This is a genomic window from Massilia haematophila (assembly GCF_042647645.1).
Lineage (GTDB): Bacteria > Pseudomonadota > Gammaproteobacteria > Burkholderiales > Burkholderiaceae_D > Telluria > Telluria haematophila.
The window spans coordinates 3057667-3081524 of sequence record NZ_JBHRVV010000001.1 but is presented as its reverse complement, the minus strand read 5'-3'; the positions used below and the strand labels follow the sequence as shown (position 1 = coordinate 3081524).

Sequence of the window (23858 nt, the reverse complement as noted above, 5' to 3'; positions counted from 1 at the left end):
CCTCACTTTGGCGAGCAGGTCAAGCGTTTTTGGTGCGATGCACCATCGAGGTAAGCTTTGTTGTTTTCTTGCAGCGAATGAAATACTTATGAACAAGTTTACTGATCGCTTTGCCAGCGAATCGGGCCATCTGCATGCCTTTTTTCGGCTCGGAAAAATGTTCATGCCGCCCGTGCTAGACTTGTCGTTTACGCCAGCCCATGGCCTGCCGCGCCACCTTTGACCATCATGGCCCCATCGACCGCCACCTCAGGCGCTACACGTCCCGCCCAATCCTGGCTGGCGCCGCTGCCGCTGTTCTTCGTCGTGCTGTGGAGCACCGGCTTCATCGCGGCCAAGTACGGCTTGCCTTATGCGCCGCCGCTCACCTTCCTTCTCTTGCGTTGCCTGGGCGTGCTGGTGGTGTTGGTGCCCATCGTGCTGCTTTGGCGCGCCCCCTGGCCGAGCGGCCGGATCTGGCACGTCGCCATCGCCGGCCTGCTGCTGCAGGCGGGCTACCTCGGCGGCGTCTGGAGCGCGATCAAGATCGGCATGCCGGCCGGCCTGTCTGCGCTCATCGTCGGCATGCAGCCGATCCTGACGGCAGTCGCCGCGCCGCTGATCGGCGAGCGCGTGCTGCCGCGCCAATGGCTGGGACTAACGCTGGGCCTGCTCGGCGTCGCCCTGGTGGTATATGCCAAGATCGACCTGGCCGGCCTGTCGCTCGCCCCCATCCTGTATTGCGTGCTGGCGCTGTTCTCGATTACCGCCGGCACCATGTACCAGAAGCGCTATTGCCCGCAGTTCGACCTGCGTACGGGGACCGTGATCCAGTTTGCGGCCACGGTGGCAGTGCTGCTGCCGCTCGCGATCGTTCTGGAACAGTTGGATGTTTCGTTGTCAAAGGTAGAGTGGACCATCCACTTTCTTGGCGCCTTGCTGTGGTCGGTGTTCGCGCTGTCGATCGGCGCGATCTTCCTGCTGTTCCGGCTGATCAGCCGCAGCGCCGCCACCGAGGTGACGAGCCTGCTCTACCTGACCCCGCCGACGACCGCTATCATGGCCTGGCTGCTGTTCGGCGAGGCCCTCGGCCTGCTCGGGCTGGCGGGCATGGCGGTAGCCGTTGCCGGTGTCGCATTCGTCGTCAAGAAAAAGGAGACTTCATGATTTCAAGCCAGCAGCAGGAAGCGGTCGACGCCGCCATCACCTCGCGCCGTTCGATCCGCGCCTTCCTCGACCGTCCCGTTGCGCAGGAAGACATCGAGAAAATCCTCGAGGTGGCCGCGCGCGCGCCCTCGGGCACGAACACCCAGCCGTGGAAGGTCTATGTGCTGACCGGGCAGGCGCGCAGTGCCTTATCCAGCGCGATCCTGGCCGTGCACCTCGACCCGGAACTGTCGCGCCAGCACACCGAGGAATACCCGTATTACCCGCGCGAGTGGGTCTCGCCCTTCATCGACCGCCGGCGCAAGGTCGGCTGGGATCTGTACAGCCTGCTGGGTTTGACGCGCGACGACAAGGCCGGCATGGCGGCCCAGCATGCGCGCAATTTCCGTTTCTTCGATGCCCCGGTCGGCCTGATCTTCACGATCGACCGCGTCATGGAGCAGGGCTCCTGGCTCGACTACGGGATGTTCCTGCAAAACATCATGGTGGCGGCGCGCGGACGCGGGCTCGACACTTGCCCCCAGGCCGCCTTTACCCAATACCACCGCATCATCGCCGAGCAACTGCACCTGCCCGCCAACGAGACCGTGGTATGCGGCATGGCGCTGGGCTGGGCCGACCCGGAAAAGATTGAAAACTCGCTCGTCACCGAACGCGAGCCGCTGGCGTCCTTCGTGCACTTTGTAAAATAACATGTTGCATCACGTACACATTTGAATCGAAAGGGAATGTTCGGGGCCGCGCGGCGCGCCGCAAGCCATTGAAGTGGGGCAAAATGATGGCGACAGTGTCAAATGTGCTTGTACTTGAGGTCGACACGGCTACACTTGAGTCATGACTCATCAGTTTCACATGCAAGGGAGTGCAGATGATTAAGCTTGCGTTGGCCATCCTGGTATCGCTGTTCCTGGTGGCGGAGCCGGCCTCCGCGGCCGGCGCCGGCGCGGGAAGCCAGGCCAGCTCGGAAAAGCAGAAGCGCCAGGCCGCCAAGAAGAAGCCGGTCAAGAAGAAGACCGCGGCCAAGGCCAAGCGCGCCAAGCGCCAGGACGTGGCGCAGGCCGCCGACGGCAATCGCCAGCGCATGGTGCGCCGGGTTACGAAGGTCAACGGCAAGCGCCGCGTCACCTACCAAGTGGTGCGCAAGGCCGCGCCGACCGTGGCGGCGATGCGTACCGCCGGCGACCTGGCCGGCCTGCACAAGACGGACGATCCGCTGTCGCTTCGCTCGAACGTCGCGCTGGTCCTGGACCAGAACAGCTCCGAGGTCCTGTTCGAGAAGAACGCCAATGTCCCGCTGCCGATCGCCTCGATCACCAAGCTGATGACCGGACTGGTCGTCGTCGAGGCAGGGCAGGACCTGAACGAGATGCTGACGATCACGAACGCCGACGTCGACCGCCTCAAGTACAGCAGCTCGCGCCTACCCGTCGGCGCACGCATGACCCGTGGCAACCTGCTGCACATCGCCCTGATGAGCTCCGAGAACCGGGCCGCTTCCGCGCTGGGTCGTAACTATCCGGGTGGTATCGACGCTTTCGTCGCCGCCATGAACGCCAAGGCCAGGGAGCTGGGCATGAACGACACCCGCTACGTCGATTCCAGCGGCCTGTCGAGCCAGAACGTCTCGAGCGCGCGCGACCTCGCCAAGCTGGTCGCCTTTGCCCACCAGAAGCCCTTGCTGCGCCAGTACTCGACCGACCCGAACTGGGTGGTGGAGGCGAGCGGCCGCCCGATGCGCTACGCGAACACGAACTATTTGGTGGCGCTGCCCGACTGGAACATCGGCCTGCAGAAGACCGGTTTCATCAACGAAGCAGGGCGCTGCCTGGTGATGCAGGCGATGATCCAGGGGCGCAACGTGATCATGGTTTTCCTGGATTCGAAAGGCAAGATGTCGCGGACCGCCGATGCCGGCCGCATGCGGCGCTGGCTCGAAGCGCTGACGCCCGACAGCATCGTCCCGGCAGCACACGCCGCATCGCCGGCGACCGCCAGCGACACGACCCACACCTCGTTCTCGACCGTGTCGGCGGCGACGGTGCTCCAGAAGCGTTGACAACCGGCGCGCTCTACCAACCCTCCCGGCCAGCCGCGAGGGTTTTTTTTCGAGCTCAGGCTGCCGAGGCGGGGCGGAAGCCCAGCGTGGCCGAAATCTGCCCGGCGGTCTGCACCAGGTCGTCGAGCCATTCCTCCTGCAGGCGGTCGGCCGGCGCCGAGATCGACAGGCCGGCCACCAGCCTGCCGCTGTCGTCATGGATGCCGGCGGCCATGCAACGCACCCCCAGTTCCAGCTCCTCGTTGTCGCGCGCATAGCCGCGCGCCCGCACCAGGCTCAGTTCGCGTTCGAGCTTGGCGAGGTCGGTGATCGAATTCTTGTTGTGGCCGGCAAGACCGGTGCGGGTCGCATAGGCCCGGATCGCCTTCGGCTCGTCCACCGACAGGAACAGCTTGCCGGTCGAGGTCAGGTGCAGCGGACCGCGTCCGCCGATCGCGCGCACCACCTGCATGCCGGAACGCTCGGAAAAGGCGCGGTCGATGTAGACGATCTCGTCGCCCTGGCGCACCGACAGGTTCACCGTCTGCTGGGTCTTCTTGTGCAGGTTGCGCATGAAGTCCAGCGCCGCTTCGCGCACCGACAGCCGGCTCTTGACCACGTTGCCCAGCTCCAGCAGCCGCATGCCGAGGCGGTAAGTGCCCGGCTCGACGCGGTCGACGAAGCGGGTCACGACCATGTCGTTCAGGATGCGGTGCGCGGTGGAAGGGTGCAGGCCCGATACCTTGGAGAGTTCCTTCAGGCTGACCGGGTCCGGATAATTGGCCAGCGCATCGAGCAGCGCGACCATGCGTTCAATCACCTGGATCGAGGTCTTGGCTGGTTCAAGGGTGTCGATTTTCATGATGTGGTTGGTGCAGTGCAGTATCGTCTCTACTTTATACCATAATGCGAAAAAGCGTCGGCGGATTCACTAGTGCCCAGCGTCTAACATCCGGCAGCGACGGCATGGACGGGAACGGGCATAATGGAATCTTGTATGTGTTTTTGGAAACTACATGGAAGATCCGGTCAGCGAGTTCAAGAGTAAAAGTGGGTTCCGCCGCATCATCAATGCGTCGAATTATTCGATCCAGGGGCTGGTCACGGCCTGGCGCATCGAGCACGCCTTCCGCCAGGAACTGCTGGTGTTCGTGCTGGGGGTGATTTTCGCCTTCGTGCTGCCGGTGTCGGCGTTCGAGCGCCTGGTCCTGATCGGGGTGCTGCTGCTGGTGCTGATCGTCGAGCTGATCAATTCGGCCTTCGAGGCCGTGGTCGACCGGATCTCGCTCGAACGCCATCCATTGTCGAAGAACGCCAAGGATTTCGGCAGCGCTGCCGTCGGCCTCTCCGTCCTGCTGGCGGCCGTCACCTGGGGCACGGTGCTCTACAACCGGTTTGCGTGATAGCCCGGCAAGCTTGTCAGAAATGCCGCACAATGGCTGAATTGTCAGTGCGGCGCCATGGTGACGCCGCACATCCTTGTCCTTCACTATGGAGAAAACCATGAGCTTACGCCTCGGCGATACCGCACCCGATTTCGAGCAGGATTCCAGCATCGGCCGCATCCGCTTTCACGAGTGGGCGGGCGACTCCTGGGTGGTGCTGTTCTCGCACCCGGCCGACTTCACGCCGGTCTGCACCACCGAACTGGGCCTGACCGCCAAGCTCAAGCCCGAATTCGACAAGCGCAACGTGAAAGCGATCGCGCTGTCGGTCGACCCGGCCGAGCAGCACCGCAACTGGATCAAGGACATCGAGGAAACCCAGCAGACCGTGGTGGGCTTCCCGATCATCGCCGACGCCGACAAGTCGGTGTCCAGCCTGTACGACATGATCCATCCGGAACAGTCGGCCACCGCGACCGTGCGTTCGCTGTTCGTGATCGACCCGAACAAGAAAATCCGCCTGACCATCACCTACCCGATGAGCACCGGCCGCAACTTCGACGAAGTGCTGCGCGTCATCGACGCCCTGCAATTGACCGACGGCTACACCGTGGCCACCCCGGGCAACTGGAAGGATGGCGACGACGTCATCATCCCGCTGACCGTGCAGGATCCGGAGCAGCTCAAGCAGAAGTATCCGAAGGGCTACACGGCGCCGCGTCCTTACCTGCGTTTGACGCCGCAGCCGAACAAGTAAGTCGCTGGCCGGCATCCACGTCCTTTGATCGGCCGCAATGGCGATCGAAGGGCGTAGGGTGGGTTCTTGAACCCACGCGGTCGAACGGTGATGTATCGAAACGCCACCCGGTAGGCTGGAGTATCCGGTCTTCCGGTCACGCCGCGTATTTTCGGCCGATGATCCCGCGTGGGCTCAAGAGCCCACCCTACGAAAACCGCATAACGATCCGTCGCCCTCAGCACCCCCGTCCCCCTTGCACGCATAAGCAAATAAGGAAGCTGTCGTTTGTCCAACGGCTGACCCGGCTTACTCTTGGGTTCACTTGAGGGTACAGCATGTTGATGACATACATTACGGCCGGCTTCGGGGTCGGTCTCCTGGTAGGCATGACGGGCGTCGGCGGCGGCTCGCTGATGACGCCGCTCCTGACGCTGCTGTTCGGCGTTTCGCCGACGGTTGCGGTCGGCACCGACCTGGCCTTCGCCTCGATCACTAAAGGCGTCGGCACCATCACCCACCGCTTCAATAACACGGTCAACTGGAGCATCGTGCGCCGCCTGTGCCTGGGCGCGCTGCCGGCCGCCCTGGTCGCCACGCTGGCGCTGCGCCACTTCGGTGCGCTCGACGCCGAGATCGGCCAGCTCATCCGCTATTCGATCGCCGGCTCGGTCATGCTGACCGTGGTCGCGCTGCTGTTCCGGCGCCGCATGCTGGCCTGGATCCATGCCCATCCGGGCCGCCAGCTGCAGGGGCGGAGCCTGACCGCCGCCACCGTGATTTCCGGCGCCATTCTCGGCGTGCTGGTCACGGTGTCCTCGATCGGCGCCGGCGCCATCGGCGCGACCCTGCTGGTAATGCTCTACCCGAAGCTGACCCCGGCCGAAGTGGCCGGCACCGACATCGCCTACGCGGTGCCGCTGACCGCGATCGCCGCCTTCGGCCACTGGTGGCTGGGCTCGATCGACTGGATGCTGCTGGTGACCCTGCTGATCGGCTCGCTGCCCGGCATCACCCTTGGTTCGATGTTGGCGCGCAAGGTGCCTGAACGTTTCCTGCGCGCGCTGCTGGCCATGACGCTGACTGGTGTCGCGGCCAAACTGATCTACTGATTTACGCGACGTATCGAGTTCAGCCCGCTAATAGCGTAATTCGTCTATGCAAATGAAGATTCCTTCGTTTGTATTATGAATATTGCGTGAGATTATGTCAGCCTGTTAGAAGAAAATGTAATAAGGCACCCCATGACTTCCATCCCGCAAGCACGCGCACCCGGCCGGGTCATTCCCGGCTTCGGGCTGTCGCTCGGGTTCACGATCTTTTATCTCGCACTGATCGTGCTGATCCCGCTCTCGGCCGTCTTCCTCAAAACCTTCACCATGAGCTGGGAAGCCTTCTGGAGCGCCGTCACCTCCGAGCGCGTGGTCGCTTCCTACAAGCTCACCTTCGGCGCCTCGCTGATCGGCGCGGCGCTCAACGTCGTCTTCGGCGGCATCGTTGCCTGGGTGCTGGTGCGCTACAAGTTTCCCGGCAAGCGCTTCATCGACGCCCTGGTCGACCTGCCGTTCGCGCTGCCGACCGCCGTGGCCGGCATCACCCTGACGGCCCTGTATTCGAGCAACGGCTGGATCGGCCAATACCTCGACAAACTCGGCATCAAGGTCGCGTTCACCCCGCTCGGCGTGGTCGTCGCGCTGACCTTCATCGGCCTGCCGTTCGTGGTGCGCACCGTGCAGCCGGTGCTGGAAGAGGCCGAACGCGAACTGGAGGAAGCCGCGGCCAGTCTCGGCGCCAGCCCGCTGCAGACTTTCTTCCGCGTGATCCTGCCGTCGATCGTGCCGGCCCTGCTGACCGGCTTCGCGCTGGCCTTTGCCCGCGCCACCGGCGAATACGGCTCGGTCATCTTCATCGCCGGCAACCTGCCGATGGTGTCCGAGATCACGCCGCTGTTCATCATCACCAAACTGGAGCAGTACGACTATGCCGGCGCCACCGCGATTGCGGTCGTGATGCTGATCATCTCGTTCATCCTGCTCCTGACGATCAACCTGCTCCAGGCATGGACGCGCAAACGGGCGGGCAAGAAATGAGCGCTGCACTCGATACCATCGTCGATAAACCCACCGTCGCCGCGCCGCGCACGCTGCGCGCCCCGACAACCAATACCTTCGAACCGAACTGGGTGCGCTGGACGCTGATCGGCGTCGCGCTGACCTTCCTGACCCTGTTCCTGTTCGTGCCGCTGGTCGCCGTGTTCACCGAAGCGCTCAAGCGCGGCTGGGACACCTATGTCGAATCGATCCTCGACCCGGATGCGATCTCGGCCATCAAGCTGACCCTGATCGCGGCCGGCATTTCGGTGCCGCTGAACCTGGTGTTCGGCGTGGCCGCCGCCTGGGCCATCGCCAAGTTCGATTTCCGCGGCAAGAGCGTGCTGCTGACCCTGATCGACCTGCCGTTCTCGGTCTCGCCGGTGATCGCCGGCCTGATCTACGTGCTGCTGTTCGGCGCCCAGGGCTGGTTCGGCGAGTGGCTGGCCGCGCACGACATCAAGATCCTGTTCGCGGTGCCGGGCATCGTGCTGGCGACCGTGTTCATCACCTTCCCGTTCGTGGCGCGCGAGCTGATCCCGCTGATGCAGCAGCAGGGCACCGAGGAGGAGGAAGCGGCCCTGGTGCTGGGCGCGAACGGCTGGCAGACCTTCTGGCGCGTGACGCTCCCGAACATCAAGTGGGGCCTGCTGTACGGCGTCATCCTGTGCAATGCGCGCGCGATGGGCGAGTTCGGCGCGGTGTCGGTGGTCTCGGGCCACATCCGCGGCGAGACCAACACCATGCCGCTGCAGGTGGAAATCCTCTACAACGAATACAACTTCACGGCCGCGTTCGCGATCGCATCCCTGCTGGCGCTGCTCGCGCTGGTGACGCTGGCCGTCAAGACCTTTATCGAATGGCGCCTGCACCAGTCCAGGAGTAGCGACGCCGGCAACACGGAGCACGCGCAATGACGATCGAAGTCCAACACATCCGCAAACAGTTCGGCCAGTTCACCGCGCTCGACGACGTCTCGCTGCAGTTCCCGGACGGCCAGCTGACCGCCTTGCTCGGCCCTTCGGGCTGCGGCAAGACCACGCTGCTGCGCATCATCGCCGGCCTCGAGCATCCGGATTCCGGTGCGGTCCTGCTCGACGACCAGGACGCCTCGCACCGCCACGTGCGCGAGCGCCAGGTCGGCTTCGTGTTCCAGCACTATGCGCTGTTCAAGCACATGACCGTGTTCGAGAACGTCGCCTTCGGCCTGCGCGTGAAGCCGCGCAAGGAACGCCCCTCCGAGGACCAGATCCGCGCCAAGGTCAAGCAGCTGCTGGAACTGGTGCAGCTCGACTGGATCGCCGACCGCTACCCACCGCAACTGTCCGGCGGCCAGCGCCAGCGCATCGCATTGGCGCGGGCGCTGGCGGTCGAGCCGCGCGTGCTGCTGCTCGACGAACCCTTCGGCGCCCTCGACGCCAAGGTGCGCAAGGAACTGCGCCGCTGGCTGCGCCGCCTGCACGACGAGCTGCACGTCACCTCGATCTTCGTCACCCACGACCAGGAAGAAGCGCTGGAAGTGGCCGACCAGGTGGTCCTGATGAACAAGGGCCGCGTCGAGCAGCTCGGCACGCCGGAAAGCGTCTATAACCAGCCGGCGTCGCCTTTCGTCTACGGCTTCCTCGGTAACGTCAACCTGTTCCACGGCCGCGTGCACGAAGGCGTGCTGGCCAGCGGCGACGCCCTGTTCGACGCGCCCAGCCTGAATGGCGTGACGAATGCCGAAGGCATCGGCTACGTCCGTCCGCACGACCTGGATGTGGAACGCTATGTGCCAGGGCAGCCGGGCCAGCCGGGCATCGCCGTCAAGCTGCGCCGCGCGCACGCGATCGGCCCGCTGGCCCAGCTCGACCTCGAGCGCCTCGACACCGCCCAATTGATCGAGGCCGTGATCCCGAACGAACGCTTCGCGCGCCTCGGCCTGAAGGAAGGCGAGACGCTCACCGTGCGTCCGCGCCGCATCGAAGTGTTCGTCGACGAGGGGGGCGGCATATGAACTTCCAGCAGCTGCGCTCGGTCCGCGAGGCCGCGCGCCGCAACTTCAACCTGACCGACGTCGCCAACGCGCTGTTCACCTCGCAGCCGGGCGTGTCGCGCCAGATCCGCGAACTCGAGGAAGAACTCGGCGTCGTCATCTTCGAGCGCAACGGCAAGCGCCTGACCGGCCTCACCGGGCCGGGCAAGGGTATCCTGAAGATCGTCGAGCGCCTGCTGGTGGAAGCGGAGAACCTGGCCCAGGCCAGCCAGGAATACGCGGCCCAGGACAGCGGCACGCTGACGATTGCCGTCACCCACACCCAGGCGCGCTATGCGCTGCCGCAGGTGGTGCAGTCCTTCCGCAACGCCTTCCCGAACGTGCGCATCGCCCTGCAGCAGAGCGCGCCGGAACACATCGCCGAATGGGTGCTGTCGGGCCGCGCCGACATCGGCATCGCCACCGAGGGCCTGTCGGCCTTCCCCGACCTGGTCTCTTTTCCGTGCTACCGCTGGAGCCACGTGGTGGTGGCGCCGGACGGCCATCCGCTGCTGGGCAGTACGCCGCTCAAGCTGGACGACCTGGCCAACTATCCGCTGATTACCTACGACGTCGGCTACACCGGCCGCGGCCACATCGACGAAGCCTTCCGCAGCGCCGGGCTGACGCCGGACATCGTCCTCACAGCCATGGATTCGGACGTCATCAAGCAGTACGTGTCGCTGGGGATGGGCGTGGGCATCATCGCCTCGATGGCTTTCGACCACGGCCGCGACCGCGGCCTGCGCGCGGTCGAGTCCTCGCACCTGTTCGCGCCGAACGTGACGCGCCTGGCCGTGCGGCGCGGGGCGTATCTGCGGGCTTACGCTTACCACTTCATCGAGCGTTTCGCTCCCGGGTTCACGCGCTCGGATATCGAGAAGACGCTGCAGGCGGAAGTGGCGGCGTAGGGTGGGCGCCCCTGTGCCCACGCGTAAACGATGAGCAGACGCGGCGCCTCATAAATGCCAACATGACGCAGGCTTCACGCGTGGGCACGTCATTGAGGCCATTGGCCTCAATGACCCCACCCTACTGCCCCGGATTCGTGATCCGTGCATGAATCGCATCGATCGCGTCCGTCACCTCACGCGACAACACGATCTCCGCCGCATCGATGTTCTCCTTCAGCTGCGCCAGGTTGGTCGCCCCGATGATGGTCGACCCCACGAACCACCTCGAGTAACACCAGGCCAGCGCCATCTGCGCCGGGCTCAAGCCATTCGCGCGCGCCAGCGCCGCGTAGTCGCGCGTGGCCGCCAGTACTTCGGGCCGCACGTAGCGCGGGCTCCAGTTCGGCGGGAAGATCGTCAGCCGGCCGTGCGCCTTCGGATCGTCGATGTACTTGGCCGTGAGCTGGCCGAAGGCGAGCGGACTGTAGGCCAGCAGGCTGACGTCTTCGCGGAAGCACACCTCGTCGAGCAGGGTGGTCTCGAAAGCGCGCGCCGTCAGGTTGTACAAATTCTGGATGGTGGCGATGCGCGGCAGGCCCTGCGTTTCGCTCTGCTTCACGTACTCGCACACGCCCCAGGGGCTTTCGTTCGAGACGCCGATGTGGCGGATCTTGCCGGCCTTGACCAGTTCACCCAGCGCGCCCAGGGTTTCCTCGATCGGCACGCTGTCGCGCTCGCGCTTCGGGTTGAAGCTGTTGGAACCGAAGATCGGGACATTCCGGCTCGGCCAGTGGACCTGGTAGAGGTCGATATAGTCCGTCTGCAAACGCTGCAGGCTCGTCTCCACCGCCGCGCGCACGTTGGCTGCGTCCAGGTCGTGCGATGCGCCGCGGATCCAGGCCATGTTCGCGTTCGGGCCGGCGATTTTCGAGGCGATCACCAGGTCGTCGCGGCGGCCGCGTTTTTGCAGCCAAGTGCCGATGAAGCGCTCGGTCGAACCCTGGGTCTCGGCGCGGCCCATCACCGGATACATCTCGGCGGTATCGATGAAGTTGATGCCGCGCTCGACCGCATAGTCGAGCTGGGCGTGCGCATCAAGCTCGGTGTTCTGCTCGCCGAAGGTCATGGTGCCCAGACAGGCTGTTGATACCATCAGGTCGCTGCGCCCCAGCCGTTTGCGTTCCATCGCGTTTCCCTTAGTTCTTCAATGCGTCCGCGCACTCGCGCACCAGCGCCGGGCCGCGGTAGATCAGGCCGCTGTACAGCTGCACCAGCTGGGCGCCGGCCGCCATCTTTTCCTTCGCATCAAGCCCCGACAGGATGCCGCCGACGCCGATGATCGGCACCGCGTCGCCCAGTACCTTCTTCATCTCGCGCACCACGATGTTCGACAGGTCGAACACCGGCGCGCCCGACAGGCCGCCGGTCTCTTTGCCGTGGCGCATGCCGGCGACGTGGTTGCGGCTGAGCGTGGTGTTGGTGGCGATCACGCCGTCGATCTTGTGGCGCAGCAGGGCGCCGGCGATGTTCTGGATCTGGTCGGCGTCGATGTCCGGGGCGATCTTCAGTGCCAGCGGCACGTAGCGTCCGCTCGCGTCCGCCAGGCGGGTCTGTTCAAGCTTCAGCTGCGACAGCAGGTCGTCCAGCTCGGAGGCGCCCTGCAGTTGGCGCAGGTTCTTGGTGTTCGGCGAGGAGATGTTGACCGTGACGTAGCTGGCGTAAGGGTAGACCTTGCGCAGGCAGTGCAGGTAATCCTCGGCCGCGCGCTCGATCGGCGTGTCGGCGTTCTTGCCGATGTTCAGGCCGAGTACGCCCTGCTTTTCCTGGTAGAAGCGCGACGCTTGTACATTCGCGACAAACGCGTCGACGCCGCCGTTGTTGAAACCCATGCGGTTGATGATGCCTTGCGCAGCCGGCAGGCGGAACATGCGCGGCTTCGGGTTGCCGGCCTGGGCGCGCGGGGTGACGGTGCCGATCTCGATCGAGCCGAAGCCGAGCGCGGCCAAGCCGTCGATGTAGGCGCCGTCCTTGTCGAGGCCGGCGGCAAGGCCGACCGGGTTCGGAAAAGTGATGCCCATCACGGTGCGCGGATCGGGCGCGGGCTTCCTGAACATGCCGGTCATGCCGCGCTCGGCGGCGCGGCGCAGGGCCGGCAGGGTCAGGTTGTGGGCGGTTTCAGGCGGCAGCGCGAACAGCAGGGGGCGGGCGAGGGTGTACAGGAGTTTGTCGGACATGGAACGCTCTTGGAAATGGTCGCAACATTGTACCGTGCGCGTGTGCCGTTTCGACAATTGCTGCGGCTACCCGCCCACCCTACCGATCCAGGATGCCCCACTTCCCGCCGATGCGCGCTTCCAGCGGGCGGAAATTGATCTTGTAGGCCATCTTCGGGCTCTGCTCGATCCAGTAGCCGAGGTAGACGAAGGGCAGGCCCAGCTCGCGCGCCTGGCCGACCTGCCACATGATGTTGTAGGTACCGAAGGAAGCGCCGGGCACGTCCGGATCGAAGAAGGTGTAGACCGAGGACAGGCCGTCGGACAGCACGTCGATGATCGACACCATCCGTAGCGTACCGTCGGGCTCGCGGAACTCGACCAGGCGCGTGTTGACCCGGCTTTGCAGCAGGAACTGGGCGTACTGGTCGCGGCTGTCCTGGTCCATGCCGCCGCCGACGTGGCGCGTGGTCTGGTAGCGCAGGTAGAGCGCGTAATGCTCGTCCGAGAAAGACAGGTTGGCCACCATGGCGGTCAGGTCCTCGTGGCGTTTCCAGGCGCGGCGCTGCGCGCGGTTCGGCGCGAAGTCGGCGCAGCGCACGCGCACCGGGATGCAGGCCTGGCAGCCGTCGCAATACGGCCGGTAGGTGAAGATGCCGCTGCGGCGGAAGCCGTTCTTCACGAGCTCGGAGTACACGTCGGCATTGATCAGGTGCGAAGGCGTGGCCACCTGCGAGCGCGCCTGGCGCGCATCCAGATAGCTGCAGGGGTAGGGCGCGGTCGTGTAGAACTGCAGCGTGGAGAAGGGCAGGTCATTAAGGTGCGTCATGCAGGACTCTCGAGACGACGTGATGAACCTATTCTAACGAATCAACAGGGCGCGCACGGTTAGCCAGTCAACGGTGGCGCCACTTCCCAGCGTTCGATGGCCGGCTCGCGGATCGCCGAACGCAGGTGCTGCAGGAAGACGCTGCGCGGAATCGGCGCCGCGCCCAGCGAGGCCAGGTGGCCGGTCTCCTGCTGGCAATCGATCATCTGCACGCCATGCGCGCGCAGGAAGGCGACCAGGTAAGCGAGCGCGACTTTCGAGGCGTCGGAGACGCGCGCGAACATCGACTCGCCATAGAACATGCGGCCGATGCAGACGCCATAGGCGCCGCCGACCAGTTCGCCGTCGAGCCAGACCTCGGACGAGTGGGCATAGCCCATCCGGTGCAGGCCGGTATAGCCAGCGATGATGTCTTCGGAAATCCAGGTGCCGGGCCCGTCCTTGCGCGGCGCGGCGCAGGCGCGCATCACGGCGTCGAAGGCACTGTCGAAGCGCACCTGCCAGCGTCCGCCGCTCGTGCGGCTGCGTTCGATGCGGCGCAGGGTTTTCTTCAGGCTGTCGCTGATCTTGAACTGGCCCGTCTTGAGCACCATGCGCGGGTCGGTGCTCCACCAGAGGATGGGCTGGCCTTCGGAGAACCAGGGGAAGATGCCGTTCTGGTAGGCCAGCAGCAGGCGCTGCGGCGACAGGTCGGCGCCGGCCGCGAGCAGGCCGGGCGCGTCGATGGTCAGCGCCTCGGACACGTCGGGAAACGGCGTATGCGCGTCGAGCCAGGGAATCATGGCGTGCTCGCTGGTCAGTCGGGTTCGCGCGGGGCGATCATCGGGCGGACGATGTCGTGGCTGTGGAACCCGTAACCGACCTGCTGGCCGCCCTCGCGCATTTTGACGCGATCTTCGAAAAACAGTTCCAGCGTCTTGCGGATGGTCGGGAAAGCCAGCTCGTCCCAAGGGATGTCGCGCTCGGCGAACAGCTGCACTTCGAGGCTCTCCTCGCCGGGATGGAAGTCCAGGTCGCGCAGGGCGGCCAGGTAGAACATGTGCACCTGGTGCACGTGCGCGACGTTGAGCAGGGCAAACAGCTTGCCGAGCTCGATGTTGGCGCCGGCCTCCTCGTCCGTTTCGCGTGCCGCGGCCTCGCCGGTGGTTTCGCCGTTTTCCATGAAGCCCGCGGGCAGGGTCCAGTAGCCGTAGCGCGGTTCGATCGCGCGCCGGCACAGCAGGACCTGCAGCTGCCCGTCCTGCTCCCATACTGGAATCGTGCCGATCACCATCTTTGGATTCTGGTAATGGATCGTGCCACACTGCGAGCACACATGGCGGGGCCGGTTGTCGCCTTCGGGAATGGCCAGCGCGACCGCATGGCCGCACTCGGAACAGAATTTCATAAAAAATGGCGGAAATGAATGTGTGCCTACTTTACACCCGAATGGCCCGGCTGTGCCGTCAGTGCGGGGCGCGTCCCGAGCGGCCGCGGGCTGTCGGTGCCCCCTTTGCTGCTGCAATCGCACATCGTGCCAGGATTAAGTTTGCCTAAACCGGCGAAGGGGCGTATAATTCATTTCATCAGACGCGGGGTGGAGCAGTCTGGCAGCTCGTCGGGCTCATAACCCGAAGGTCACAGGTTCAAATCCTGTCCCCGCAACCAGAATTCGAAAAGCCGCTGTTTTCTTCAAAGGAAACAGCGGCTTTTTCCATTTTCCTTCCGAAAACTCTCGATCAGGATCAAGCGGGCTGCGCGTTGACGGCACTTGGCGAACCCGGCAGTGTCCAACTGTTGGCTGGCTCGGCTGTGTGCACGTGCCATGCCATTGACTCCATGACGATGACGGATTCGACCATGATTACTGTTGACGACATCAACGAGGCCTGGGGCTGGGTGGGCCTGACCGCCGTCGAGGTGCTGGGCGCGAATGCCTTCGGCAATCTGATCATTCGCGACGCCGACGGCAGCTATTGGCGGCTGCGTCCGCAAGACCTGTGCTGCGAGCCGGTCGCAGAAGACCGCGCGGCCCTGGATGCGCTGTCCTATAACCAGGACTTCCTGAACGACTGGTATATGCCGGAACTGGTCGACCTGGCCGAATCCACGCTGGGTCCGCTGACCGAAGACCGCACATACTGCCTCAAGATTCCCAGTGCGCTCGGCGGTCACTACGGGCGCGACAACCTGGCGACCGTGCCGCTGTCTGAGCTGATCCGTTTTTCAGGGGAGGGCGCGCAGCAGTTCGAGGGCTTGCCGCGCTGGTGCTGAACTGCGAAGTGGGCGGCGCGTGGCGAACCGGGCGACGGCGTTCGGGACCGTATCTATGGACTCCACCCGATTTGCAAGAAGAAGATTGAATTTTTGCCGTTAGGAAGAGTTTGCTTGTATCTATTCGGCCTGTATGTTGAGCGTTTCCAGTGCTCTGGCCCTGATGTGATACGCGCGTCAGGATCCTCATAGGGTGACGGCCTTGATGGCCACTACAGTTTACGGATTCACCCGACGCCGGTTCGACCTGTTGGCATCATTCGTTCTTCTCGTCGCAAACTTGGCGATTGCTCCTTGTTGTTGCTGAGTTACTCGACAGTCTTTTCAGGCCGGCCTGGGCGTGTCTTTCGACCAGGCCGGAACATAAGGACGTCCGTGCGCGATCAGCGCCCAGATCACCCTGGCCATCTTGTTGGCCAGCGCAGTCGCGGCAACGTTGAAACTGCGCCGTTCTGCCAGCCTTGTTGCCCATTGCAGCAGCTTGTCGGGCTTGCCGCTTGCTGTTCTCAGCGCACTGCGCGCTCCGTGTATGAGCAGGGTGCGCAGGTAGCTGTCGCCCCTGCAGGTAATGCCATACAAGCGCTGCTTGCCTCCACTGCTATGCTCGCGTGGCACGAGGCCTAAATTCGCTGCAAAGTCTCGCGCGCTCTTGTAGTGGTGCGGATCGGCGATCGTTGCCTGCACTGCCGTTGCCGTCAACGGCCCTACACCCGGCACTTCCATCAGTTTCTTCGCCAGTTCCGACCTGGCTGCCTGATTCAAACGTCGGTCGTACGCCTGAATCCTCTCGTCCTTGTCGTCCAGCTGGGCCTTGAGCTCCCGGAATGTCTCCAGGGCCATACCAGACAAACCATTGTCCGGATCGTTCAGCCATGCTTTCAGTCCGTCGCGCAATCTTTCCACGCGCTTGGGAAATACCCGGCCATATTCGCCGGCAAATGCCCGGATCCTGTTGATCATCGCCACCCGTTCTGTCATCAGGGCGCTGCGAGCGCGGTGCAGCATCTGTAAATCTTGCTGTGCAGCCGTATTGATCGGCACATACTTGGTCGAACCGCGCGAGCGTGCCTCGGCAATTGCAGCAGCGTCGTTCATGTCGTTTTTGTTACCAGTGACATATGCCCTGACGTGTTGGGCCGCAATCAGTTTGGCGTCGTGCCCCATTTCCACGAGCTTGCGTGCCCAGTAATGCGAACCTGCGCAGGCTTCGATACCAATCATCGCCGGGGCCATCTGCGCGAACTGCGCAAGCACCTGGTCTCGAGAAAGCTTACGCTTGAACACCCGCTTGCCGTGTCCATCGAGCCCGACCGCGAAGAACACGTCCTTCGCAATATCCAAACCAACCACTTTTGCGCTAGCATTCATGGTGACTCCCCCTCTTGTTTTAGCTTGCCAGTCCAATCTGGCACGCTTGGCACAATGATGCCGATATCAGGAGGGTGGAGTCCATCACATTAGGGTGGGCAGCTCGACCCGACCGCGTGAAGACACGCGGCCGGTGCGCTGCCCACGCGGTGATAGTTATCGGCAAGATCATTCGGCGCGGTCACGGAGGCGCCAACGATCGCCGCGTGGGCGGCGCATCAGGTGCGACGATGCACACACCGGGGTGCAGCCGCCCACCCTACTAGCCGGCGGCGTTCACCCGGCCGGCTGGCTCAGGCTCGCCCACAAATACGCCGCCGCCATCGTCCGGTGCGGCCGGTAGGCGGCGAGCCAGGCTTCGGCCTGCGCGATGTCCGGCTTCGTGGCGGCGCCGGTCAAGCGTCCGATCGCGCTGCGCACCGCCACGTCCCCGTGCAGCGAGCAGTCGGCATAACCGTAGCCGCGCAGCAGGGTGTAGTTGACGGTCCAGGGGCCGATGCCCTTGATGGCAAGCAGGGCGGCGCCGGCGCGCTCAGGGGCGTCGTCCTGGCGCAGCACCAGCTCGCCCTCGGCCGCCAGGCGCGCCACGCGCAGCAGGGTCTCGGCCTTGGCGCGCGAGAACTTGCGGCTGGTCAGCGTTTCGAGATCCAGGCGCGCGACGTCGGCGGCCTCGGGGTAGCACCACAGGCCGCTGCTGTGCCTGCGTCCCGCCTGTTCGATGAAGGTGCGGCGCAGGCTGATCGCGAACGGCAGGTTGATCTGCTGGCCGATGATGGCCCAGGTCAGCGCCTCGAACACGGTGGCGGACTGCACGATGCGCAGGCCTGGCTGGCGCCGCACCAGCGGGCCGAAGGCGGCGTCGTCGCGCACGACGTCGGCGAACGGCGCCGGGTCGATGCGCAGCGCCAGGATGTTGCGCAGCGCATCTTGCGCCAGCACCTGCGCGCCCTCGCCGAGCGCGCCGTCGGCCTCGATCCGGCACGCGGCCGCGTCCGCGCCAAGGCGCACATCGAACAGCACCGGCACCCCGTCCAGCAGCACGGCCTTGCGCACGTTATCTGCGCCGACCTGCTCGGCCAGGCCTTCGGCATCGCGTGCATGGAAGGCCAGCACGTCCTCGATACGGTACTGGGCCGGCAGCGGCAGGATCAGCGTGTGCGCAGTCATCATTTGCCGGCAGCGGCGGGTGCGCCACGTCCCAGGCGCGGTACGAAACCGGTGACGAGGGCGGTGCCGACCAGCACGATGGCCGAGCCCGCCAGGGTGTGCCAGCCCACTACTTCGCCCAGGAACAGTGCGCCCCACAGGATGCCGAACACCGGGTTCAGGAAGGTCACCGTCAGCGCCGAAGTCGGGCCGACTTCCTCGATCAGGCGGAAATAGATCAGGTAGGCGATGCCGCTGCACAGCACGCCCAGGGCCAGCACCGCCGCCCAGACGCCGGGCGTGGGCGTGCTGGGCGCCGGGAAGAAGGGCAGGGCCGGCAGCACGAACAGGGTCGCGGCCCACATGGTGCCGTGGGCATTGGCGAAGGGCTCGACGCTTTTCGCCGACTTGGCGTACAGGCTGGCGATGCTGTAGCACAGCGCCGCCGCCAACGCGGCCGCGATCGCGATGGCGGCGCCCGGGCGCGTCGAGACGTCGTCGAAACCGACCAGCAGGGCCACGCCGGCCGTGCCCAGCACCAGGCCGATGCCGGTCTTCAGGTTGATCGGATGGCGGCCCCAGACGGCGCCGAGCAGGGCACCCCACATCGGCGCGGTGGCGTTCAGCACCGACAGCACCGAAGCGCTGAGCGTGCGCGCGCCGTAGGCGAACAGCAGGAAGGGCAGCGCCGAGTTGAAGAAGCCCAGCATCAGGTAATGCTTCCAGTTGGCGCGCAGGTCGAGCCGCTTGCGCAGCGCCAGGCCGACGGTCGCCAGGAACAGCGCGGCGAACAGCACCCGGTACTCGATCAGCACGGCCGGCCCCAGCACCGGCGCGCCGATGCGCATGAAGAGGAAGGAGCCGCCCCAGATGGCGGCCAGCAGCAGGAGGCGCAGGAAATTAGAAGTGTTCATGTGCTTATGGCCGGCAAAGGCGCATCGTGACGCGCGCCGTCGTTGCACGCATCCTGTTTGTTGCTATCGAATAGCGATAAGGTTCAAGGTCCGCAGGCCACGGTCCCGGCCGGCTGGGGCGCGGCCGCGTGCGGCACCAGCATCGCCGCCGGCACGCCGTTCTTGATGGCGGTCATCTCGGCCAGGATCGCAATCGCGATCTCGGCCGGCGTTTTGCTGCCGATGTAGAGGCCGATCGGACCGTGCAGGCGGTCGAGCTCGGCATCGGTGAGGTCGAACAGCCTGAGGCGCTCGCGGCGCTTGGCATTGTTCAGGCGCGAGCCGATCGCGCCGACGTAGAAGGCATCCGACTTCAGCGCTTCCATCAGGGCCAGGTCGTCGAGCTTCGGGTCGTGCGTCAACGCGACCACGGCGCTGCGAGCATCCAGGCGCGCCTCGATCACGACGTCGTCGGGCATGGCGTGCAGCAGCTCGACGCCGGGTACGTTCCAGTCGGCGCGGTATTCCTCGCGCGGATCGCAGACGCTGACGCGGTAGTCCATGCCGCTGGCGACCTGGGCCAGGAAACGCGACAGCGGGCCGGCGCCGATGATGATCAGGCGCCAGCGCGGGCCGTGCACGGTGGTGAGGCTTTCGTTCTCGACGCGCAGCACGGCGCCCGGTGCCGCAGGCGCCAGCGTGACGACGCCGCTGTTCAGGTCGAGCCGGCGCTCGAGCAGTTCGCCGCCTTCGAGACGGTGCAGCAGTTCAGGCAGGCCGCTGCCGGCATGCAGCGGCTCGACGGCCAGCTCGATGGTGCCGCCGCAGGGCAGGCCGAAGCGGTGGGCGTCGTCGGCGCTGATGCCGTAGCTGACGATGTGCGGCTTGGCGTCCGGGGAAATGCCCTTGGCGCGCACGTTCTCGATCAGGTCGTCCTCGATGCAGCCGCCGGACACCGAGCCGATCACGCGGCCATCGCCGCGCACCGCCAGGGTGGCGCCGATCGGGCGCGGGCTCGAGCCCCAGGTCTTGACCACGGTGACCAGCTCGCAGCGGTGGCCTGCGGCGATCCAGCCGGCGGCGGTCTTGAGTACTTCCAGGTCGAGGCTATCCATGGTTCGGTCTGCTGGCGCTGCTGGTGAGGGATGACAATGATACAAAAAAAGCCGGGGGAGCGTCGGCGGGGAGGGGAGGGGCCGCGGGTGTGCGTATGGAAGCGCGGCCAATGTGATTGCCGTGTGGGCGAAATGGCGGTAACGTGGTGCGGATGTTGGCGTGGGCACAGGGTGCCCACCCTACGGATAGCGTTGACGATCCGGTTGAAGTTACCGCGACGCTGACAGTAGGGTGGGCACGCTGTGCCCACGCGGAACGACGCGGTGTGTTGGCATACTTTACACGTTACCGCATGCAAGACCGGCCGCGTCCCATTGCGAACACGCGGCCGGTCAAACGGGTCACATCACGGCGTGATCGGCTTCTTCGCCGCGCGCTTGGCCTTGACGTCCGCCACGGCGGCGTCGATCGCGGCGAGGCGCGCCGTCAGCGCCGGGTGGTTGGCGGTATGGCCGTTGGCCACGCTGGCCGGATAGCTGGCCGCGAAGCGCTTCCAGAACGCCGAGACGCCCTCGATGTTGTAGTCGGCGCGCGCCAGCAGGAAGATCCCGAGGCGGTCGGCCGCCGCGTCCAGGTTGCCCGGCATGGCCTTGATGCCGGCGCTGCCGTTCAGCATCGACAGGTCCGGCGTCACGCGCGTCAGGTTGGTGATGACGCTGTCGATCGTCGCCGAATTGCGCTGCGCCGCCGCATGGCTCAGCATGTTGTGCGCCATCGTGCGCGCCAGCACGTAGGCCAGCTCGTCGTCGTTCTTGGTCACGCCGATCATGCCGCGCGTGACCATCACGCGCTGGCCGTCGGCATAGGCGTTGACGTTGTCGGCGTTGCCCAGTTCGATCGCGAAGCTGCAGGCGCGCGTGACCGGGATGCTCAGGTCGCGGTTGCGGCCGTCGCGTTCGACCGTCAGCGGCAGGGTCGGCTGCGACGCGACGATCGGGCCGAACACGGCGCCGGCGCCGGACAGCGCGTTCGGCCCGGTCGGCAGCGGCTTGCCGCCGGCCGCCACCAGGCCATCGCCCAGGCGCAGGCCGGCCTTGGCCGCGCCGCTGCCGGCCAGGACGCCGGTGACCTGCAGCCGTTCATCCATGCCGAAAGCCAGGTGCGCGGCCTCGTTGTATTCGCCCGGATACGAGTAGCGGTTCTTCGCCGTGAAGCCGAGCAGGTTGCGTGCGTGTTTCGTGCACAGTTCGGCGTTGTCGATCAGGAGCGGGGCGGCCACGCGGTACAGGCGGTCCTGCAGCGCGGCCATCGTGGTGAGCGTGTCGGCCGCTGCGGCCATTTGCGGGGTGAGCGGCTGGCCCTGCGGCGTCTCGGTGGCGGCGCCAGGGAAGGTGCCGGTCTGGCCGAACTGGCCTGGCGTCGTACAGGCCGACAGCAGCAGGGCGGTAAAGACTGCCAGCGCCCCCGGGCGCAGGCGATGGATGCGGATCATGGTCCTCCTTGTGTTATTGTTTTCCGGTGCTGCCGAACCCTCCGGCGCCCCGTTCGCTGGTTGCGAATTCCTCCACCACGTTGAAGCCGACCTGCAGCACCGGCACGATCACCAGCTGCGCCAGCCGGTCCAGCGGCTGCAGGGTGAAGCTCGCGTGACCGCGGTTCCAGGTCGACACCATCAATTGCCCCTGGTAGTCGGAGTCGATCAAGCCTACCAGATTGCCCAGAACGATGCCGTTCTTATGGCCGAGCCCACTGCGCGGCAGGATCATCGCCGCATAGCCGGGATCGGCCACGTGGATCGCCAGGCCGGTCGGCACCAGCACGGTCTGCCCCGGCTCGAGCGTGAGCGGGGCGTCGATGCAGGCGCGCAGGTCCAGGCCCGCGCTGCCGGGCGTTGCATAGGCCGGCAGCAGGTCTTTCATGCGCGGGTCGAGGATTTTTACGTCAATGTTTTTCATGCGTGTTGCTGGTTCGTGATTCAGGTGAGCAGCGAGCGCTGTTCCAGGCGCTTGCCGATTTCGGAAATGAGCTGGCGCGCCAGCGTCAGCTTGTCGGCGCGCGGCAGCACGGTATGGCCGCTGTCGTCGAACAGGACGATGGAATTGTCATCCTGCCCGAAGGTGTGGTGGCCGATGTTGCCGACCAGCAGAGGGATGCCCTTTTTCTCGCGCTTGGCGGCGCCGTACGCGACCAGGTTTTCCGACTCGGCGGCAAAGCCGACGCAGTAGGGCCAGCCCGACAGCGAGGTAGTGGCCGCCACCGAGGCCAGGATGTCGGCGTTCTGCACGAATTCGAGCTGGGGCGGGGCGCCGCCTTCCTGCTTTTTCAGCTTCTGCTCGCTGGCGTTGGCGACGCGCCAGTCGGCCACCGCCGCCACGCCGACGAACACGTGTTGGCCCTCGACCTGGGCCATGACCGCGTCGTGCATCTGCTGGGCCGACAGCACGTCGATGCGGCGCACGCCGTGCGGCGTCGGCAGGGCGGTCGGGCCGGAGACCAGCGTGACCTCGGCGCCGGCCTCGCGCGCCGCGCGCGCGATCGCATAGCCCATCTTGCCCGAGGACAGGTTGGTGATGCCGCGCACCGGATCGATGGCCTCGAAGGTCGGCCCGGCCGTGATCAGGACGCGCTTGCCCGCCAGGACCTTCTGCTGGAAGGAGGCGACCAGTTCCTCCAGCAGCTGCTCGGGTTCGAGCATGCGGCCCAGGCCGGTTTCGCCGCAGGCCTGTTCGCCGGCGGCGGGGCCGAAGATGCAAACCCCATCCTGCAGCAGCGTGGCGACGTTGCGCTGGGTGGCCGGGTTCTGCCACATCTCGACGTTCATTGCCGGCGCGACCAGCAGCGGCACGCCCTGCGGACGCGCCAGGCACAGCGTCGAGAGCAGGTCGTCGCACACGCCGTGCGCGAGTTTACGGATGAAGTCGGCCGAGCAGGGCGCGATCAGCACCGCGTCGGCGCCGCGCGTGAGGTCGATGTGGGCCATGTTGTTGGGCATGCGCGGGTCCCACTGGTCCAGCCACACCGGGTTGCCGGACAGCGCCTGCAGCGTCACCTGGCCGATGAAGTGGGTGGCGGCCTCGGTCATCGCCACGTGCACCCTGGCGCCCTGCTTGACCAGCGCGCGGCACAGTTCGGCGGCCTTGTAGCAGGCCACGCCCCCGGACAGGCCGAGGACGATCTTCTTGCCCTTCAGGTCCATGCTCATGTCGGTCTCCTTGTTCAGCTTGCTTGGGTTGTGCTTGGGACTTGCTTAGTTCTTGCTTAGTTTTTATTTACGCGGCGCAGTTCGTCCACGATGAACAGGAAGGCGCCGATCGAGATGCCGATGTCGGCGACGTTAAAGGCCGGGAAGTGGCCGACGCCGCGCCAGTAGAAGTCGAGGAAGTCGATCACGTGGCCGTAGGCGACCCGGTCGATCACGTTGCCGACGGCGCCGCCCAGGATCAGCGCCAGCGACCAGCAGAACAGGCGCTGGCCGGCGTTGCGCTTGAGCAGATACAGGATGAAGCCGATCGCGCCGATCGCGATCGCGGTGAAGAACCAGCGCTGCCAGCCGCCCTGGTCGCCCAGGAAGGAAAAGGCCGCGCCCGGGTTGTACACCAGCACCAGGTTGAAGAAACTGGTGACCGGCAGAGATTCGCCGTAGACGAACAGTTTCGAGATCGTGATCTTGGTCAGCTGGTCGATCAGCACGATGATGAAGGCGATGCCCAGCCACGGGGTCATGCCGGCGCCGGATTTGTGGACCGTGGAAATGCCTGGTTTTTTCTTGGTTGCCATTTGGTTATCGGATCGGATGTGAAA

General features: G+C 65.3%; 26 protein-coding genes and 1 tRNA gene. 13 read left to right on the top strand and 14 right to left on the bottom strand.

All coding sequences use genetic code 11. From position 1 onward, the window contains the following. Positions 1-88 precede the first annotated feature (88 nt). The 4 genes from ACFOPH_RS13715 to ACFOPH_RS13700 all read left to right on the top strand — a co-directional run bounded on the left by ACFOPH_RS13715 (position 89) and on the right by ACFOPH_RS13700 (position 3202). Positions 89-223, top strand: a complete 135-nt coding sequence (locus ACFOPH_RS13715) for a hypothetical protein (protein ID WP_379735818.1) — start codon at positions 89-91, stop codon at positions 221-223. Between the two features lie 5 nt (positions 224-228). After that, on the top strand, positions 229-1146 hold the full coding sequence (locus ACFOPH_RS13710; RefSeq protein WP_379735816.1) for a DMT family transporter: 918 nt from the start codon (positions 229-231) through the stop codon (positions 1144-1146). Continuing rightward, complete coding sequence (locus ACFOPH_RS13705; RefSeq protein ID WP_379735814.1) at positions 1143-1838, top strand: nitroreductase; 696 nt, start codon at positions 1143-1145, stop codon at positions 1836-1838. The genes ACFOPH_RS13710 and ACFOPH_RS13705 overlap by 4 nt, the downstream gene beginning before the upstream one ends. A gap of 176 nt (positions 1839-2014) precedes the next feature. Next, a complete protein-coding gene (locus ACFOPH_RS13700; protein ID WP_379735812.1) occupies positions 2015-3202 on the top strand; it encodes a serine hydrolase in 1188 nt (395 codons plus the stop codon). Between the two features lie 55 nt (positions 3203-3257). On the opposite strand, the gene ACFOPH_RS13695 is transcribed toward ACFOPH_RS13700, so the two are convergent. Further along, positions 3258-4043: an IclR family transcriptional regulator gene (locus ACFOPH_RS13695; protein ID WP_312548045.1), complete on the bottom strand. Its 786-nt coding sequence runs from the start codon at positions 4041-4043 to the stop codon at positions 3258-3260. Positions 4044-4197: 154 nt separating this feature from the next. On the opposite strand from ACFOPH_RS13695, the gene ACFOPH_RS13690 reads away from it, so the two are divergent. The 7 genes from ACFOPH_RS13690 (at position 4198) to ACFOPH_RS13660 (ending at position 10317) form a co-directional block, all read left to right on the top strand. After that, a complete protein-coding gene (locus ACFOPH_RS13690; RefSeq protein ID WP_312548043.1) occupies positions 4198-4584 on the top strand; it encodes a diacylglycerol kinase in 387 nt (128 codons plus the stop codon). 100 nt (positions 4585-4684) lie between these two features. Then, entirely contained in the window at positions 4685-5323 is a 639-nt protein-coding gene (locus ACFOPH_RS13685) for a peroxiredoxin (RefSeq protein WP_312548042.1), read from the top strand. 317 nt (positions 5324-5640) lie between these two features. Then, complete coding sequence (locus ACFOPH_RS13680) at positions 5641-6414, top strand: sulfite exporter TauE/SafE family protein (RefSeq protein WP_379735809.1); 774 nt, start codon at positions 5641-5643, stop codon at positions 6412-6414. A 132-nt stretch (positions 6415-6546) separates the two neighbouring features. Next, the gene (cysT, locus tag ACFOPH_RS13675; protein WP_312548039.1) at positions 6547-7392 is read left to right on the top strand and encodes a sulfate ABC transporter permease subunit CysT; all 846 of its coding nucleotides are present in this window, start codon (positions 6547-6549) and stop codon (positions 7390-7392) included. Continuing rightward, positions 7389-8309 carry a sulfate ABC transporter permease subunit CysW gene (gene cysW, locus ACFOPH_RS13670; protein ID WP_312548038.1) on the top strand — a complete coding sequence of 307 codons (921 nt, stop codon included), beginning with the start codon at positions 7389-7391 and terminating at the stop codon, positions 8307-8309. The genes cysT and cysW overlap by 4 nt, the downstream gene beginning before the upstream one ends. Then, complete coding sequence (locus ACFOPH_RS13665; protein ID WP_312548037.1) at positions 8306-9388, top strand: sulfate/molybdate ABC transporter ATP-binding protein; 1083 nt, start codon at positions 8306-8308, stop codon at positions 9386-9388. Before cysW ends, ACFOPH_RS13665 begins: the two co-directional genes overlap by 4 nt. Then, entirely contained in the window at positions 9385-10317 is a 933-nt protein-coding gene (locus ACFOPH_RS13660) for a CysB family HTH-type transcriptional regulator (RefSeq protein ID WP_312548036.1), read from the top strand. Before ACFOPH_RS13665 ends, ACFOPH_RS13660 begins: the two co-directional genes overlap by 4 nt. Before the next feature lie 121 nt (positions 10318-10438). Here ACFOPH_RS13660 and ACFOPH_RS13655 read toward each other — a convergent pair whose 3' ends face one another. From ACFOPH_RS13655 to ACFOPH_RS13635, 5 genes are all read right to left on the bottom strand, one after another. After that, complete coding sequence (locus ACFOPH_RS13655) at positions 10439-11485, bottom strand: aldo/keto reductase (protein WP_379735806.1); 1047 nt, start codon at positions 11483-11485, stop codon at positions 10439-10441. 10 nt (positions 11486-11495) lie between these two features. After that, entirely contained in the window at positions 11496-12533 is a 1038-nt protein-coding gene (locus ACFOPH_RS13650) for a quinone-dependent dihydroorotate dehydrogenase (RefSeq protein WP_312548034.1), read from the bottom strand. 79 nt (positions 12534-12612) lie between these two features. After that, positions 12613-13341: an arginyltransferase gene (locus ACFOPH_RS13645; RefSeq protein ID WP_312548033.1), complete on the bottom strand. Its 729-nt coding sequence runs from the start codon at positions 13339-13341 to the stop codon at positions 12613-12615. A gap of 59 nt (positions 13342-13400) precedes the next feature. After that, positions 13401-14123, bottom strand: a complete 723-nt coding sequence (gene aat / locus ACFOPH_RS13640) for a leucyl/phenylalanyl-tRNA--protein transferase (RefSeq protein WP_312548032.1) — start codon at positions 14121-14123, stop codon at positions 13401-13403. Positions 14124-14137: 14 nt separating this feature from the next. Then, the gene (locus ACFOPH_RS13635) at positions 14138-14728 is read right to left on the bottom strand and encodes an NUDIX hydrolase (protein ID WP_379735803.1); all 591 of its coding nucleotides are present in this window, start codon (positions 14726-14728) and stop codon (positions 14138-14140) included. 183 nt (positions 14729-14911) lie between these two features. Here ACFOPH_RS13635 and ACFOPH_RS13630 point away from each other — a divergent pair. Together ACFOPH_RS13630 and ACFOPH_RS13625 are read left to right on the top strand one after the other, a co-directional pair. Further along, positions 14912-14988: transfer RNA gene (locus tag ACFOPH_RS13630), tRNA-Met, on the top strand. Positions 14989-15180: 192 nt separating this feature from the next. After that, a complete protein-coding gene (locus tag ACFOPH_RS13625) occupies positions 15181-15594 on the top strand; it encodes a T6SS immunity protein Tdi1 domain-containing protein (RefSeq protein WP_312548030.1) in 414 nt (137 codons plus the stop codon). 324 nt (positions 15595-15918) lie between these two features. Here the strand turns inward: ACFOPH_RS13625 and ACFOPH_RS13620 are convergent, their stop codons facing one another. From ACFOPH_RS13620 to lspA, 8 genes are all read right to left on the bottom strand, one after another. Then, positions 15919-16962 carry an IS110 family transposase gene (locus tag ACFOPH_RS13620; RefSeq protein ID WP_379732773.1) on the bottom strand — a complete coding sequence of 348 codons (1044 nt, stop codon included), beginning with the start codon at positions 16960-16962 and terminating at the stop codon, positions 15919-15921. A 276-nt stretch (positions 16963-17238) separates the two neighbouring features. Further along, positions 17239-18129: a DNA-3-methyladenine glycosylase family protein gene (locus ACFOPH_RS13615; RefSeq protein ID WP_379737931.1), complete on the bottom strand. Its 891-nt coding sequence runs from the start codon at positions 18127-18129 to the stop codon at positions 17239-17241. Beyond that, entirely contained in the window at positions 18129-19022 is an 894-nt protein-coding gene (locus ACFOPH_RS13610) for a DMT family transporter (RefSeq protein ID WP_379735801.1), read from the bottom strand. Before ACFOPH_RS13610 ends, ACFOPH_RS13615 begins: the two co-directional genes overlap by 1 nt. 83 nt (positions 19023-19105) lie before the next feature. Then, positions 19106-20116 carry an XdhC family protein gene (locus ACFOPH_RS13605; protein ID WP_312548027.1) on the bottom strand — a complete coding sequence of 337 codons (1011 nt, stop codon included), beginning with the start codon at positions 20114-20116 and terminating at the stop codon, positions 19106-19108. A 347-nt stretch (positions 20117-20463) separates the two neighbouring features. Continuing rightward, the gene (locus tag ACFOPH_RS13600; protein WP_379735799.1) at positions 20464-21549 is read right to left on the bottom strand and encodes a M48 family metalloprotease; all 1086 of its coding nucleotides are present in this window, start codon (positions 21547-21549) and stop codon (positions 20464-20466) included. 13 nt (positions 21550-21562) lie between these two features. Beyond that, positions 21563-22012 carry a dUTP diphosphatase gene (gene dut / locus ACFOPH_RS13595; protein ID WP_312553260.1) on the bottom strand — a complete coding sequence of 150 codons (450 nt, stop codon included), beginning with the start codon at positions 22010-22012 and terminating at the stop codon, positions 21563-21565. A 20-nt stretch (positions 22013-22032) separates the two neighbouring features. Further along, a complete protein-coding gene (gene coaBC / locus ACFOPH_RS13590; protein WP_312553261.1) occupies positions 22033-23253 on the bottom strand; it encodes a bifunctional phosphopantothenoylcysteine decarboxylase/phosphopantothenate--cysteine ligase CoaBC in 1221 nt (406 codons plus the stop codon). Positions 23254-23315: 62 nt separating this feature from the next. After that, positions 23316-23834, bottom strand: a complete 519-nt coding sequence (gene lspA / locus ACFOPH_RS13585; RefSeq protein ID WP_379735797.1) for a signal peptidase II — start codon at positions 23832-23834, stop codon at positions 23316-23318. Positions 23835-23858: the final 24 nt, after the last annotated feature.